Raw genomic sequence first — 14,930 nt, 5'->3', positions numbered from 1 at the left:
ATATTGGCTGATCTACCGCTTTCGCGGGCAAGCCCGCTCCCACAGGTTTCCGGGCAGGCCCAAAAGTTGGTTAACAGGCGAGGACCGATGATAAAAGCAAAAGCAGGCAAGCCAATGGAAGGGTCGCGCAGCCGGTCGCAGATTATCGTGCTGTTCATCGTGCTGATCGTCTTCATCATGCTGCTGTTCGCCAACTTCGCCTACCTCAATACCCAGGCTACCTACGACAAACAGTACATCGGCCACGCCGGCGAGCTGCGCGTGCTGTCCCAGCGTATCGCCAAGAACGCCACCGAAGCCGCCGCCGGCAAGGCTGCCGCGTTCAAGTTGCTCAGTGATGCGCGCAACGATTTTGCCCAGCGCTGGGGTTATCTGAAGAAGGGCGACCCGGCCACCGGCCTGCCGCCTGCCCCCGCCACCGTGCGTGCAGAGATGCGCGCGGTGCAACAGGACTGGGAACGCCTGCTGAAAAACACCGACGCGATTCTCTCCAGCGAGCAAACCGTACTGTCGCTGCATCAGGTTGCCGCGACCCTGGCCGAAACCGTGCCTCAGTTGCAGGTCGAGTATGAAAAGGTCGTCGAGATTCTCCTGCAACGGGGCGCGCCGGCGGCCCAGGTGGCGATGGCTCAGCGCCAGTCGTTGCTGGCCGAGCGGATCCTCGGCGCGGTCAACACAGTGTTGGCCGGGGACGAAAATTCACAGCAGGCCGCCGATGCGTTCGGACGTGACGCGACGCAGTTCGGCAAGGTGCTCAACGGCATGCTCCAGGGCGACCCGGCGCTCAAGGTCAGCCAGGTCGAAGACCGCGACGCCCGTGCGCGACTCGCGGAAATCTCCGAGCTGTTCGAGTTCGTATCGGGCTCGGTGGACGAGATCCTCGAAACCTCGCCGGAACTGTTCAAGGTCCGCGAATCGGCCTCGAACATTTTCAGCCTTTCGCAAACCCTGCTCGACGAAGCCTCGCACTTGGCCAGCGGTTTTGAAAACATGGTCGGCGGGCGCACCACCGACACCATAGGCGGCTATGTGCTGGGCTTGTTGGCGCTGGCTTCGATCATCCTGATTGGCCTGGTGATGGTGCGCGAAACCAATCGTCAGTTGCGCGAAACCGCCGAGAAAAACGAGCGCAACCAGAACGCGATCATGCGCTTGCTCGACGAGATCGAAGACCTGGCCGACGGCGACCTCACGGTGACCGCCTCGGTGACAGAAGACTTTACCGGGACCATCGCCGACTCGATCAATTACTCCGTCGACCAGCTGCGCGATCTGGTCGCGACCATCAACCTCACCGCTGGCCAGGTTGCCGCCGCCGTGCAGGAAACCCAGGCCACCGCCATGCACCTGGCCCAGGCTTCGGAGCATCAGGCCCAGCAGATTTCCGAGGCTTCCATGGCGATCAACGACATGGCCGAGTCCATCGACCAGGTGTCGGCCAACGCGGCCGAATCTTCGGCGGTTGCCGAGCGCTCGGTGGAAATCGCCAACAAGGGCAACGAGGTGGTGCACAACACCATCCACGGCATGGACAACATTCGCGAGCAGATTCAGGACACCGCCAAGCGCATCAAGCGCTTGGGTGAGTCGTCCCAGGAAATCGGCGACATTGTCAGCCTGATCGATGACATTGCCGACCAGACCAACATCCTTGCTCTCAACGCGGCCATCCAGGCGTCCATGGCCGGCGACGCCGGTCGTGGTTTCGCCGTGGTCGCCGATGAAGTGCAGCGGCTGGCCGAGCGCTCATCCGCCGCCACCCGGCAGATCGAAACCCTGGTGCGGGCGATCCAGACCGACACCAACGAAGCGGTCATCTCCATGGAGCAGACTACGACCGAGGTGGTACGCGGCGCCCGGCTGGCGCAGGATGCCGGTGTGGCCCTGGAAGAAATCGAAGGCGTCTCCAAGACGCTCGCGGCGTTGATCCAGAGCATTTCCAATGCGGCGCAACAACAGACGTCGTCAGCCGGTCAGATCTCCCTGACGATGAACGTGATCCAGCAGATCACCTCGCAGACGTCGTCGGGCTCCACCGCCACTGCCGAAAGCATCGGCAACCTGGCGAAAATGGCCAGTCAGCTGCGTCGTTCGGTGTCCGGTTTCACCTTGCCGGACGCCAAGGCACAGGTTGTGGACAAAGCTTGAACCGCCCATAGGTGTATGAATGGTAACTGGAGTGGTTATGGGTGATCGGCACGACTATGTGGCCCTCGAGTGGGTCAAGGGCGAGATTGCCGAAACGCTGAAACAGGCTCATCACGCGATCGAAAACCTGCTCGATGACCCGCAGGCGACGCACGCGCTGGATGATTGCCTGGCGTGCATCCATCAGGTCCACGGCAGTCTGCAGATGGTCGAGTTCTACGGCGCGGCGCTGCTCGCCGAAGAGATGGAACAACTGGCCATGGCCTTGCAGGGCAACCGTGTCAGCCATCGCGACGAGGCACTGCACCTGCTGATGCAGGCCCTCGGGCAACTGCCGATTTATCTGGACCGGGTGCAAGGCGCGCGCCGCGACTTGCCACTGGTGGTGTTGCCCCTGATCAACGACCTGCGCAGCGCCCGAGGCGAAAGCCTGCTGTCGGAAACCAGCCTGTTCAGCCCGCAATTGCCCGAGTTGCCGGCGCTGGACGCAGAAATACTGGCGCAACTGGAACCGGACGAATTGCCCAATGTGCTGCGCAAGCTGCGGCAGATGCTGCAACTGGCGCTGGTCGGATTCCTGCGCGAGCAGGACAACGACACCAACCTCGATTACCTGGCCAAGGTCTTCACCCGCCTCGAAGCGCTGTGCGGCAACGCGCCCCTGAGCCCGTTATGGCAGGTGGCATCGGCGCTGGTCGAAGGCATGCAGGGCGGTGTGATTGCCAACAGCCCGGCCTTGCGCAGCCTGTTCAAGGATGCCGACAAGGAACTCAAGCGCCTGCTCGAACAAGGCATGCACGGCATCAACCAGCCGGCCCCGCCGGAGCTGCTCAAGAGTTTGCTGTTCTACATTGCCAAGGCCGAACATCCCACCGGGCAGATGCTGACCATGAAAGAACGCTACTCACTGGACGACGCGCTGCCCGACAGTGCGATGGTCGATGAAGAACGTGCGCGGCTGGCCGGTCCCGACCGTGACGCCATGCGCTCGGTGCTGGCAGCGCTGTGCGAAGAGCTGGTGCGGGTCAAGGAACGTCTGGATCTGTTTGTGCGCAGTGACCGCCAGCACACCTCCGACCTCGACAGCCTGCTGGCGCCGCTACGGCAGATTGCCGACACCCTGGCGGTCCTGGGCTTCGGCCAGCCGCGCAAGGTGATCATCGATCAATTGGCGGTGGTACTCAGCCTCGCTCAGGGCCAGCGCGAACCCAACGATGCCATCCTCATGGATGTTGCCGGGGCCTTGTTGTACGTCGAAGCGACGCTGGCCGGCATGGTCGGTACCGTGGAGCCGGAGAGCCAGGACGACAACCGCCTGCCAACCACCGACCTGACGCAGATCCACCAGATCGTGATCAAGGAGGCCCGCATCTGCTTGCAGCAGGCCAAGGACATGATCGTCGACTACATCGACGCCGATTGGGACCGCCAGCATCTGCAGGCGCTGCCGGCCTTGCTGACCCAGGTGCGCGGCGCGTTGGCGATGATTCCGCTGAGCCGGGCAGCGAGTCTGGTCGAAACCTGCAATCACTTCATTCGCGAGCACCTGTTGCTCGAGCCAGGTCAACCGGGCTGGCAGGAACTGGACAGCCTGGCCGACGTGATCACCAGCATCGAGTACTACCTCGAGCGCCTCAGCGACGACCCGCAAGCACAAGGTGAAAACCTGCTCGATGTCGCGGAAAAAAGCCTGGCGAGCCTCGGGTTCTTCCCCAGTGAACAGCATGTGCCAGTGCTTGATGATGTGCTCAACCCGAGCGAAGCGCAGGTGATGCAGATGATGCAGGAGCTGGATGATCCGCAGATCGTCCAGACCCTGGCCGATGTACTCGCCAGCCCGGTTTCGAGCCTGAACCCGCCCGCGCTGAACACCCCGGGCAGCCTGCTGCCTCCGCCCTCAGGCGAAGAGCCGGTGGATGAGGAGCTGCGCGAGGTGTTCCTCGAAGAAACCGACGAAGTCCTGGAAATCCTGCGCGAGTACTTGCCGCGCTGGTCGGTCAACCCTGACAACCGCTCGGCCCTGAGTGAGCTGCGCCGCGCCTTTCATACCCTCAAGGGCAGTGGCCGCATGGTGCGCGCCCTGGTGCTGGGCGAACTGGCCTGGGCCGTGGAAAACCTGCTCAACCGCGTACTGGAAAACAGCGTGGAGCCAGGCGCTACGGTGCAGCAACTGATCGGCGACGTGCTGCATCTGCTGCCGGAGCTGGTGGCCGAATACGCCGCCAATGCCCAGCGTCAGCGTAACGATGTCGATCAGTTGGCCGCCCGCGCCCATGCCCTGGCCAAGGGCGAGGAACCGGTGTCCGATGAGGATACGCAAGATGTCGCGGCCCTCGACCCGCTGTTGCTGGAGATCTTCCGCAAAGAGGCCGAAACCCACTTGGGCAGCCTCAATCGCTTCCTTGATCAGGCCGCCGAGCATCTGCCGTTGCAGGCCAGCGACGAATTGCAGCGCGCCTTGCACACCCTCAAGGGCAGTGCCTCCATGGCCGGTGTGTTGCCGATTGCCGAACTGGCTGCACCGCTGGATCAACTGGCCCGGGAATACAAGGCGCACCTGATCACGCTGGATCTGGATGAAGTCGAATTGCTGCTGGAAGCAGAAGGACTGTTCCGCCTCGGTTTGCGTCAGCTCAAGACAGATCCGCTGGCGGAAATCCCCGGCGCCCGGGGTTTGACCGAGCGAGCCAGGGCGCTGCTGGCCGAGCGTCTGGAAAACCTCCTGAGCACACCGAACACGGGGCTTCGGATCAAGCGCGACCCACAGTTGATCAACAATTTCCTCGCCCAGGGCATGGACATCCTGCTGGACGCCGAAAGCCTGTTGCAGCGTTGGCAGCAACACCCTGGCGAACGTCAGGAGCTCAGCGCGCTGCTGGACGAATTGACCACTCTCGGCGAAGGCGCCCATCTGGCCGATCTGCACCCGGTGGACGAGTTGTGCGAAGCGTTGCTCGACCTGTACGGTGCCGTGGAAGAAAGCAGCCTTGCGGTCAGCGAACGGTTTTTCCATGAAGCGCAGCATGCCCACGAAGCGCTGATCAACATGCTCGACGAACTGGCCGCCGGCCAGAAATCAACCCGCAGCCGCAACGGATCAGGGCCTTGCGCGAGCTGCTCGACGAAAGCCTTGATCCGTCGGCCATGGGCCTGATCCGCAGTGATGGCAGCCGGAGCCTGAGCATTCGCGAACTGGGTTCTGCGACCGAGGAACTTGAGCGCACGCTACCTCCTGCCCCTGTAGGAGCGAGTTCGCTCGCGATGGACTCAAATGCGCCGCGCTTATCCAATGACAACGCGTCATCGTTAACGCCTATCGCGAGCGAGCTCGCTCCTACAGGAGAGGGGCGCGAACTGGACGATGAAATCGTTGCGATCTTCCTTGAAGAAGCGGTGGATATCCTCGAAAGCGCCGGTCAGGCCTTGCAGCGCTGGTTGCGCGACTCGGATAACGCGGCGCCGCTGTCGTCGCTGCAGCGGGATTTGCACACCCTCAAAGGCGGTGCGCGCATGGCCGGGGTCGGGCCGGTCGGCGATCTGGCCCATGAACTGGAAAGCCTTTACCAAGGCCTGCTGGACCGTCGTTACGCCTTCAGCGATTCACTGGCGGTGCTGCTGCAACAGAGCCATGACCGACTGGCGTTGTACCTTGAACAGTTGCACCTCAACCAGCCGCTGGACGATTCCCTCGAGCTGATCGAAGCCATTCGTGCCTACCGCCAAGGTCATGCGGGTGTCGCCGAAGCGGCCCGGCAAACGAGCGATAACGACTCGGCTGCGCATGATCCGGAATTGCTGGAGATCTTCCTGGAGGAAGGTTTAGACATCATCGAAAGCTCCGGTGCGGCGCTGGAGCGCTGGCAGGCCCAGCCTTCGAATCGCCAGGAAGTGGAGACCCTGCTGCGCGACCTGCATACCCTCAAGGGCGGTGCGCGCATGGTGGAAATCGCCGCGATTGGTGATCTGGCCCATGAACTGGAGTTCCTCTACGAAGGCCTGTCCACCGGCGTGTTGCAACCGACGGAGCCGTTGTTCGCGCTGTTGCAGCGCAGCCATGACCGCCTGGCGCAGATGCTCGACGCGGCCCGTGCCGGTGAGCCGATGCCGCCCGCCGACCGCTTGATCGATGCGATCAAGAACTTCAGCCATCCGGCCGAACCAGAGACACCCGCGCCGGTTGTGCCGTCGTCCGCGCCCAAGGCCGAGCCGCTGGCGCCGCCGTCCGATGCCGGGGCGGACATGGTCAAGGTCTCGGCGGAGCTGCTCGACGATCTGGTCAACCTGGCCGGTGAGACATCGATCTTCCGGGGCCGGATAGAACAACAGGTCAACGATGCACACATCGCCCTGAGCGAGATGGAGACCACCATCGAGCGCATGCGCGACCAGTTGCGCCGCCTCGATACCGAAACCCAGGGGCGGATCCTCAGCCGCCAGCAAGTCGACGCCGAGCGTCTGGGCTACGAAGAGTTCGACCCGCTGGAAATGGACCGCCACTCACAGTTGCAGCAACTGTCCCGGGCGCTGTTCGAATCGGCCTCTGACTTGCTCGACCTCAAGGAAACCCTCGAACGCCGCAATCAGGATGCGGAAAACCTGTTGCAACAGCAGGGCCGCATCAACACCGAATTGCAGGAAGGCCTGATGCGCACACGCATGGTGCCGTTCGAACGCATGCTCCCGCGTTTGCAGCGCATCGTTCGGCAGGTGTCCAGCGAACTGGGCAAGGACGTGGATTTCATCGTCGATAACGCCGAAGGCGAGATGGATCGCAACGTCCTCGAACGCATGGCCGCGCCGCTGGAACACATGCTGCGCAACGCCATCGACCATGGCCTGGAGTCCGTCGACGCGCGGCTGGCGGCGGGGAAACCAGCCAAGGGCAAGATCACCCTCGATCTGCTGCGCGAAGGCGGCGACATCATTTTCGACATCCGCGACGACGGGGCCGGTGTGCCGCTGGACGCGGTGCGGCGCAAGGCGATCAAGCGCGGCTTGCTGGCCCCGGACAGCGTCATCAGTGATCACGATGTGTTGCAGTTCATTCTGCAGCCAGGGTTTTCCACCGCCGAGAAAATCACCCAGATTTCCGGTCGCGGTGTCGGCATGGACGTGGTGCACGAAGAGGTGCGGCAATTGGGTGGCACCATGAGCATCGACTCGGTGCCCGGGCAGGGCGTGCATTTCCGCATTCGCCTGCCGTTTACCGTATCGGTCAACCGGGCGCTGATGGTGCAGTGCGGTGAGGACCAGTACGCGATCCCGCTCAATACCATCGACGGCATCGTTCGTGTCCTGCCCAACGAGCTCGAAGGCTATTTCCGTTTCGATTCGCCAACCTACGAATACGCCGGGCAACGTTACGAGCTGTGCTATCTGGGTGAGCTGCTGAAAACCGGCCCGCGCCCGAAACTGTTGGGCCAGAGCCTGCCATTGCCGGTGTTGCTGGTGCAGTGCAACGAGCGGCACATCGCGGTGCTCGTGGATGCTATGGCCGGCACGCGCGAGATCGTGGTCAAGAGCCTGGGGCCGCAGTTTGCGGCGCTGCAAGGGGTGACCGGGGCGACGATTCTCGGGGACGGCCGGGTGGTGATGATTCTGGATTTGCTGGCGCCGATCCGCGCCATGCAGGCCCGTGTGCCCCAGCGTCCGGCGGGGCAGGAAGTCGAGGCCGAACCGCAGCGCCCGCTGCTGGTGATGGTGGTCGACGACTCGGTCACCGTGCGCAAGGTCACCAGCCGCTTGCTCGAACGCCACGGCATGAACGTGCTGACCGCCAAGGACGGGGTCGATGCCATGCTGCTGCTCGAAGAGCACATGCCCGACCTGATGCTGCTGGACATCGAGATGCCTCGCATGGATGGCTTCGAAGTCGCGACCCAGGTGCGCAATGACGAACGCCTGCAACACCTGCCGATCATCATGATCACCTCGCGCACCGGACAGAAACACCGCGATCGCGCCATGGCCATCGGCGTCAACGACTACCTTGGCAAGCCGTACCAGGAATCGGTGCTGCTCGAAAGCATCGCCTTGTGGAGCAAGACCCATGCTTGAGCACCGCACCAGCAACCTCACCGGCTTGCTGCTGCCGTTGGCCGACCGCATCCTGATCCTGCCCAACGTCGCCGTTGCCGAGCTGATCGATTACCAGCAGCCGGGGACGTTCGACCTCGACACACCGCCGTGGTACCTGGGGCTGGTGACGTGGCGCGACCGGCAGATTCCGCTGCTGAGTTTCGAGTCGGCATGCGCACAGAAAATCGTCATCGGCGAACGTGCACGGATCGTCATCCTCAACACCCTCGGCGGGCGGCCCGAGCTGAAATTCATCGCGCTGCTGGTGCAGGGAATTCCGCGCTCCTGCAAGCTCGATAGCCAGTTGAGTTACGTGGATGTGCCGTTGTGTGCGCTGGAGCAGGCGGCAGTGCAGGTGGGTGAGCAAGTGGCCAAGGTGCCGGATCTGTTGGCGCTGGAGAACTTGTTGGTGGATGCCGGGTTGATCGACTGATCCCGATTCAGCGGTGATCTGACTGACGCCTTCGCGAGCAAGCCCGCTCCCACAGGGGGCCGCATCCAATGTGGGAGCGGGCTTGCTCGCGAAGGCGTCAGTCCAGACAACCATTACCCTGAGCGTAACGATCCACCACTCTGCTTGATTGATGCCCCCACCCAACACTCCTAAGGTGATCCCCACGACAGCGAACCCGTGGAGTGGTCATGACAACAACAATATCCCCCGACTCGCGATGGACGCGGCGGCGCAGCGAAAAGCAGCGGCGCCTCGAGCTGGTGCGAGGTCTTGCCGACGGTGTGGTGTTGCCCACCAACAACATCGTTGCGGCGCTGGAGGCGTTGATCCTGCCCGGCGACCGTGTGGTGCTCGAAGGCAACAACCAGAAGCAGGCGGATTTCCTTTCGCGCTCCCTGGCCAAGGCCGACCCTGCGAAGCTGCATGACCTGCACATGATCATGCCCAGCGTCGGCCGCGCCGAGCACCTGGACCTGTTCGAACGCGGCATCGCCCGCAAGCTCGACTTCTCCTTTGCCGGCACCCAAAGCCTGCGCATCAGCCAGTTGCTCGAAGACGGCCTGCTGGAAATCGGCGCGATCCACACCTACATCGAACTCTACGCACGGCTGGTGGTGGACCTGATCCCCAACGTCGTATTGTCGGCCGGGTTCATGGCCGACCGCGCCGGCAACATCTACACCGGGCCGAGCACCGAGGACACTCCGGCACTGATCGAACCGGCGGCCTTCAGCGACGGCATCGTCATCGTCCAGGTCAACCAGTTGGTGGACGATGTCAGCGATCTGCCACGCGTAGACATTCCCGCCTCCTGGGTCGACTTCGTGGTGGTGGCCGACAAGCCGTTCTACATCGAACCGCTGTTCACCCGCGATCCACGGCACATCAAGCCCGTGCACGTGCTGATGGCGATGATGGCGATCCGTGGCATCTACGAAAAACACAATGTGCAGTCCCTCAACCACGGTATCGGTTTCAACACCGCTGCCATTGAACTGATCCTGCCGACCTACGGCGAATCCCTCGGCCTCAAGGGCAAGATCTGCCGCAACTGGACGCTCAACCCGCACCCGACCCTGATTCCGGCGATTGAAAGCGGCTGGGTCGAAAGCGTGCATTGTTTTGGCACCGAGCTGGGGATGGAGAACTACATTGCGGCGCGGCCGGATGTGTTCTTTACCGGGCGCGACGGCTCCCTGCGTTCCAATCGGATGTTCAGCCAACTGGCCGGGCAATACGCCGTGGACCTGTTTATCGGCGCGACTTTGCAGGTCGATGGCGATGGTCATTCCTCTACCGTGACCCGGGGGCGCCTGGCCGGTTTCGGCGGCGCACCGAACATGGGCCACGACCCGCGCGGTCGTCGTCACGGCACGCCAGCCTGGCTCGACATGCGCAACACCGAAGTGGCCGAGCCGATGCTCGAACGCGGTAAAAAACTCGTGGTGCAGATGGTCGAGACCTTCCAGGAGGGTGGCAAGCCGACCTTCGTTGAAACCCTCGATGCGGTTGATGTGGCGAAGAAAAGCGGCATGCCCCTGGCACCGATCATGGTCTACGGCGACGACGTTACCCACCTGTTGACCGAAGAGGGTATCGCCTATCTGTACAAGGCGCGCTCGCTGGAAGAACGCCAGGCGATGATCGCCGCCGTCGCCGGGGTGACCGCCATCGGCCTGTGTCACAACCCCAAGGACACTGCACGCATGCGCCGTGAAGGCCTGATCGCCTTGCCCGAAGACCTCGGCATCCGCCGCACCGACGCCACCCGCGAACTGCTCGCGGCGAAAAGCGTGGCCGATCTGGTGGAATGGTCCGGTGGCCTCTACAACCCGCCCGCCAAATTCAGGAGCTGGTAATGCACGCACTCAACCTGCAAACCACAGCCCTGAGCCTGGCCGAACGGCTGGCGGACCTGGCGGTGGACGCGTTGATCGACGAGGCGGATCTGTCGCCGAAACCGGCACTGGTCGACCGTCGCGGCAATGGCGCCCACACCGATTTGCACCTGGGACTGATGCACGCTTCGGCGCTGTCCCTGTGGCCGGCCTTCAAGGAAATGGCTGAGACAGCCATCGAGTTCGGCGAAGTCGGATTGCCGCTGCGCGAAGCCGTGGGCCGTATCGGTCGCGAAGGCGAGCAAGCGATGCTTGACACCACCGGCGGTGTGAACACCCATCGCGGGGCGATCTGGGCCTTGGGCTTGTTGGTCACGGCCGTTGCGCTGGACCCCAGGTCCACGGCTGCAAGCAGCGTATCGATTCGTGCCGCGCGTCTGGCGCTGCTCGACGACCGTCACGCGCCGCGCCCGCTGAGCCACGGCGCTCAAGTCGCCCAGCGTTACGGTGCACGGGGTGCCCGTGAAGAAGCGCAACTGGGCTTCCCGGCGGTGATACAACGTGCGCTGCCACAACTGCGCCGCAGCCGTGACGAAGGTCATGGCGAGCAAAATGCCAGGCTCGATGCGCTGCTGGCGATCATGACGAATCTGGCCGACACCTGCGTGCTTTACCGCGCGGGTGACGAGGGGTTGAACACCATGCAGCGGGGCGCCCGGGCGGTGCTCGATGCGGGTGGCAGTGCCAGCCTCGGCGGACGTCGCCGCCTGTATGAGCTGGACCAACAACTGATCGCGTTGAATGCCTCGCCCGGCGGTGCTGCGGACCTGCTCGCGGCCTGCCTGTTCATCGACCGTATCGAGTCGGACGACGGCCTCATCCTCTGCCATTCAAGAAGGGAAGTGTTTTGATGGAAACTTTATCCTTTGAATTCCCCGCCGGGCAGCCACCACGCGGCCGCACACTGGTGGGTTGTGTCGGCTCGGGCGATCTGGAAGTGCTGATCGAACCGGGTCAGGCCGGCAAACTGACGATCAATGTACAGACCTCGGTCAATGGCAGCGAACAACGCTGGCAGCACCTGTTCGCACGGATGTTCGACGGCCAGACACCGCCGGCGATGGACATCGACATCCACGATTTCGGCGCGACACCGGGCGTGGTGCGCCTACGTCTGGAACAGGGCTTCGAGGAGATCGGCCATGACTGACAGCGCATCCCTGCTGAACAAGCACAGCTTCGTCGAACTCGGTGCCCGGCAACGGGCCAGGACCATGCTCGACGCCGGGACCTTCCGCGAATTGCTCGACCCGTTCCAGCGCATCATGTCGCCATGGCTGTCGCGCCAGGGTGTGGTGCCGCAGGCCGACGACGGCGTGGTGATCGCCAAGGGCAATCTCGATGGCCTGCCCGTGGTGGTCGCGGCCATCGAAGGTGCGTTCCAGGGCGGCAGCCTCGGTGAAGTCGGCGGAGCAAAAATTGCCGGCGCACTGGAACTGGCCGCCGAAGACAACCGCAACGGCATCCCGACCCGCGCCGTGCTGCTGCTGGAAACCGGCGGCGTGCGGTTGCAGGAAGCCAACCTCGGCCTGGCGGCGATTGCCGACATCCACGCGGCGATTGTCGACTTGCAGCAGTACCAACCCGTGGTCGGTGTCGTGGCGGGCAGCGTCGGGTGTTTTGGCGGCATGTCGATTGCCGCCGGGTTGTGCAGCTACCTGTTGGTGACCCAGGAAGCGCGACTGGGCCTGAACGGCCCGCAGGTGATCGAACAGGAAGCCGGACTCGAGGAATACGATTCCCGCGACCGGCCTTTCATCTGGAGCCTGACCGGTGGCGAGCAGCGCTTCGCCAGTGGTCTGGCGGACGGTTATGTCGCTGACGACGTGGCGCAGATCCGCCAGCAGGTTGGTGAATGGCTCAAGCAAGGTTTGCCGGCGCAACCCCGCAGCCGTCAGGCCGGGTTGTTCCTGCAACGCCTGGCGCGTCTGGACGCCGGACCGCAAATCGAGCCGTCCGTGGTTCGCGATCTGTACCAAGGAGAACGCCCATGAGTTCGTATTCCCTGCGTGGTTTGAACTGGTTCAACGCCTTGAGTGCCGGGGCGCAACCGGTCGAGGGTTTGCCGGCTTCGCTGAAGGTCGCGGACGGAGTGCTGGGCGATCAGCCTGTGCGTTTCATCGCGGTGGTGGCTGATCCCGATAACCGCTTCGTCCGTGCACGCAATGGCGAAGTGGGTTTGCTCGAAGGCTGGGGCCTGGCCAAGGCCGTGGATGAAGTCATCGCCGCCGATCAGAACAAGGCACAAAAACGCGCCCTGATCGCCATCGTCGACGTGCCGAGCCAGGCTTACGGTCGACGTGAGGAAGCCCTTGGCATTCATCAGGCGCTGGCCGCTGCGGCGGACAGTTATGCCCGTGCCCGTCTGGCCGGTCATGCGGTCATCGGTTTGCTGGTGGGCAAGGCAATGTCCGGGGCGTTTCTGGCCCACGGCTATCAGGCCAATCGCTTGATCGCCCTGCGCGATCCGGGCGTGATGGTGCATGCCATGGGCAAGGCGTCGGCGGCGCGGGTGACCTTGCGCAGCGTTGAAGAACTCGAAGCCTTCGCCGCCAGCGTGCCACCGATGGCCTATGACATCGACAGCTATGCCAGCCTCGGACTGCTGTGGGAAACCTTGTCGGTGAAACAGATCGAGCAGCCGACTTCGGCGGATCTGGCGCGGGTGACCGAGTGCCTGACTCAGGCGATGGGTGATATCGCCGAGAAGGGCGCAGATCTCAGCGGTCGTCTGGGTGCGGCCAACCGTGCGGCGTCGAGCAAGGTTCGCCAATTGCTGAGAGCGCAGTGGTGAAAGGGCTTCTGGCTCACGACCTGCTGTGGGGCATGACCCCGCAGCAGTTGCCTGCGGATGCGCCTGCGTGGGTGATCGAGTCGATCAGTGCGGGCCAGCCGGTGGTGGTCCGTCGCGCCTTGAGCGCGGCGGGGCAGGTGGCGGTGGGCGTGCGCGGGCCGTTGCGTGAACAGCGATTTGCCGCGCAGATGGAGGTCGCTACCATCACGCGGCGGGTGCGGCCGGAAGAACTGTGCCATGTTCAAGGCCCGCGTGATTTCCCGGCGCTGCGAGCCTTGGCGCAGTTGCGCCCGCACCTCGATGACAGTGGTTGGGTCTGGGGCGTCAGTGGCAGTGCCGGGTTCGAGTTGGCCAGCGGGTTTGCCGCATTGCACGAGGGCAGCGATCTCGATCTGATCCTGCGTACGCCACGTCCGTTGAGTCGTGTCGACGCGCAGGCGTTGGTGGCCGTTCTTGACACGGCCGTGTGCCGCGTTGACCTGCAATTGCAGACACCGTCGGGCGCCGTCGCCCTGCGCGAGTGGGCCGGTGCTTCGTCGCGGGTCCTGTTGAAAAGTGCCGCTCAAGCCAGTCTGGTCAGCGATCCGTGGAATCCACAGGAGCAAGCGGCGTGAGCAGCTTGCTGGTGTTCCCTGGCCAGGGCGCGCAACAACCCGGCATGCTGGCGCGTTTGCCTCGGGAAATCTTGAACGAGGCGAGCGACCTGCTCGGTGAAGAGGTGACGCAGCTGGATTCTGCCGAGGCGTTGCAGTCGACGAGGGCGGTTCAGCTTTGCCTGCTGATCGCCGGCGTTGCCGCTTCACGCCAGTTGGGCATGGCCCCGGACTACGTCGCCGGCTTGTCGATCGGCGCCTACCCGGCCGCAGTGGTGGCCGGTGCCTTGAGTTTCAGCGATGCGCTGCATCTGGTCAGCCTGCGCGGTGAGCTGATGCAGCAGGCTTATCCACAGGGCTACGGCATGACCGCCATCATCGGTCTCGACCTGGCCACGGTGGAAGGATTACTGGCCCGGGTGCATAGCGCGGAAACGCCGGTTTATCTGGCCAATATCAACGCCGATAACCAGGTGGTGATTGCCGGTAGCGATGTGGCGATGAAGGCGGTGGCCGAGTTGACGAAAGGTTGTGGAGCCGGCTTGGCCAAGCGTCTGGCCGTGAGCGTGCCGTCCCATTGCCCATTGCTTGAGGCCCCCGCGCAACGACTGGCCGACGCCTTCGCCAGAGTGCCGCTGCAAACTCCGAAGGTGGGTTACCTGAGCGGCAGTCGTGCGCGTCCGCTGATCAAGCCCGAAGCCTTGCGTGATGACCTGGCCTTCAACATGTGCCGCATCGTCGATTGGCGCGGGACGGTACAAAGCGCTTACGAACGCGGCGTACGTCTACAGATCGAACTGCCGCCCGGCGCGGTGTTGACCGGGCTGGCGCGCCGGGTGTTCGAGCAGGGCACCGTGATTGCCTTCGACGGTGCGCGGCTCGATACGCTTCAGGCGCTGATGCGTGAGGAGGGCAGCCGTCACTCTTAAATCACCGACTCAGGCTTCGAACAACAAAAACAACAT

At 63.4% G+C, this 14,930-nt stretch carries 9 protein-coding genes and 1 pseudogene; all 10 read left to right on the top strand.

Translation table 11 applies throughout. The annotated features are described in order from the left end of the window. Positions 1-87: 87 nt before the first annotated feature. The 10 genes and pseudogenes from RS887_RS09725 (at position 88) to mdcH (ending at position 14,894) form a co-directional block, all read left to right on the top strand. The gene (locus RS887_RS09725) at positions 88-2,148 is read left to right on the top strand and encodes a methyl-accepting chemotaxis protein (protein ID WP_416339943.1); all 2,061 of its coding nucleotides are present in this window, start codon (positions 88-90) and stop codon (positions 2,146-2,148) included. A 37-nt stretch (positions 2,149-2,185) separates the two neighbouring features. Next, positions 2,186-8,205 (top strand): annotated as a pseudogene (locus RS887_RS09720) (Hpt domain-containing protein). After that, on the top strand, positions 8,198-8,659 hold the full coding sequence (locus RS887_RS09715; RefSeq protein ID WP_322615171.1) for a chemotaxis protein CheW: 462 nt from the start codon (positions 8,198-8,200) through the stop codon (positions 8,657-8,659). Before RS887_RS09720 ends, RS887_RS09715 begins: the two are co-directional and overlap by 8 nt. Before the next feature lie 209 nt (positions 8,660-8,868). Further along, positions 8,869-10,539 (top strand): malonate decarboxylase subunit alpha, encoded by a 1,671-nt coding sequence (gene mdcA, locus RS887_RS09710; RefSeq protein ID WP_322615170.1) that lies wholly within the window; start codon positions 8,869-8,871, stop codon positions 10,537-10,539. Beyond that, positions 10,539-11,429, top strand: a complete 891-nt coding sequence (locus tag RS887_RS09705) for a triphosphoribosyl-dephospho-CoA synthase (protein ID WP_322615169.1) — start codon at positions 10,539-10,541, stop codon at positions 11,427-11,429. The genes mdcA and RS887_RS09705 overlap by 1 nt, the downstream gene beginning before the upstream one ends. After that, positions 11,429-11,728 carry a malonate decarboxylase subunit delta gene (locus RS887_RS09700; RefSeq protein ID WP_007975424.1) on the top strand — a complete coding sequence of 100 codons (300 nt, stop codon included), beginning with the start codon at positions 11,429-11,431 and terminating at the stop codon, positions 11,726-11,728. Before RS887_RS09705 ends, RS887_RS09700 begins: the two co-directional genes overlap by 1 nt. Next, positions 11,721-12,572: a biotin-independent malonate decarboxylase subunit beta gene (locus tag RS887_RS09695; protein WP_322615168.1), complete on the top strand. Its 852-nt coding sequence runs from the start codon at positions 11,721-11,723 to the stop codon at positions 12,570-12,572. Before RS887_RS09700 ends, RS887_RS09695 begins: the two co-directional genes overlap by 8 nt. Further along, a complete protein-coding gene (gene mdcE / locus RS887_RS09690; protein WP_322615167.1) occupies positions 12,569-13,372 on the top strand; it encodes a biotin-independent malonate decarboxylase subunit gamma in 804 nt (267 codons plus the stop codon). Before RS887_RS09695 ends, mdcE begins: the two co-directional genes overlap by 4 nt. Beyond that, complete coding sequence (locus RS887_RS09685) at positions 13,366-13,986, top strand: malonate decarboxylase holo-ACP synthase (protein WP_322615166.1); 621 nt, start codon at positions 13,366-13,368, stop codon at positions 13,984-13,986. Before mdcE ends, RS887_RS09685 begins: the two co-directional genes overlap by 7 nt. After that, positions 13,983-14,894: a malonate decarboxylase subunit epsilon gene (gene mdcH, locus RS887_RS09680; RefSeq protein ID WP_322615165.1), complete on the top strand. Its 912-nt coding sequence runs from the start codon at positions 13,983-13,985 to the stop codon at positions 14,892-14,894. The genes RS887_RS09685 and mdcH overlap by 4 nt, the downstream gene beginning before the upstream one ends. The last annotated feature ends 36 nt before the right edge of the window (positions 14,895-14,930 follow it).

The sequence above is a fragment of the Pseudomonas sp. BIC9C genome, assembly GCF_034541995.1.
GTDB lineage: Bacteria > Pseudomonadota > Gammaproteobacteria > Pseudomonadales > Pseudomonadaceae > Aquipseudomonas > Aquipseudomonas fluorescens_CC.
Note: the sequence above shows the minus strand (reverse complement) of the source record. Positions and strands in the feature narration are given on the sequence as shown.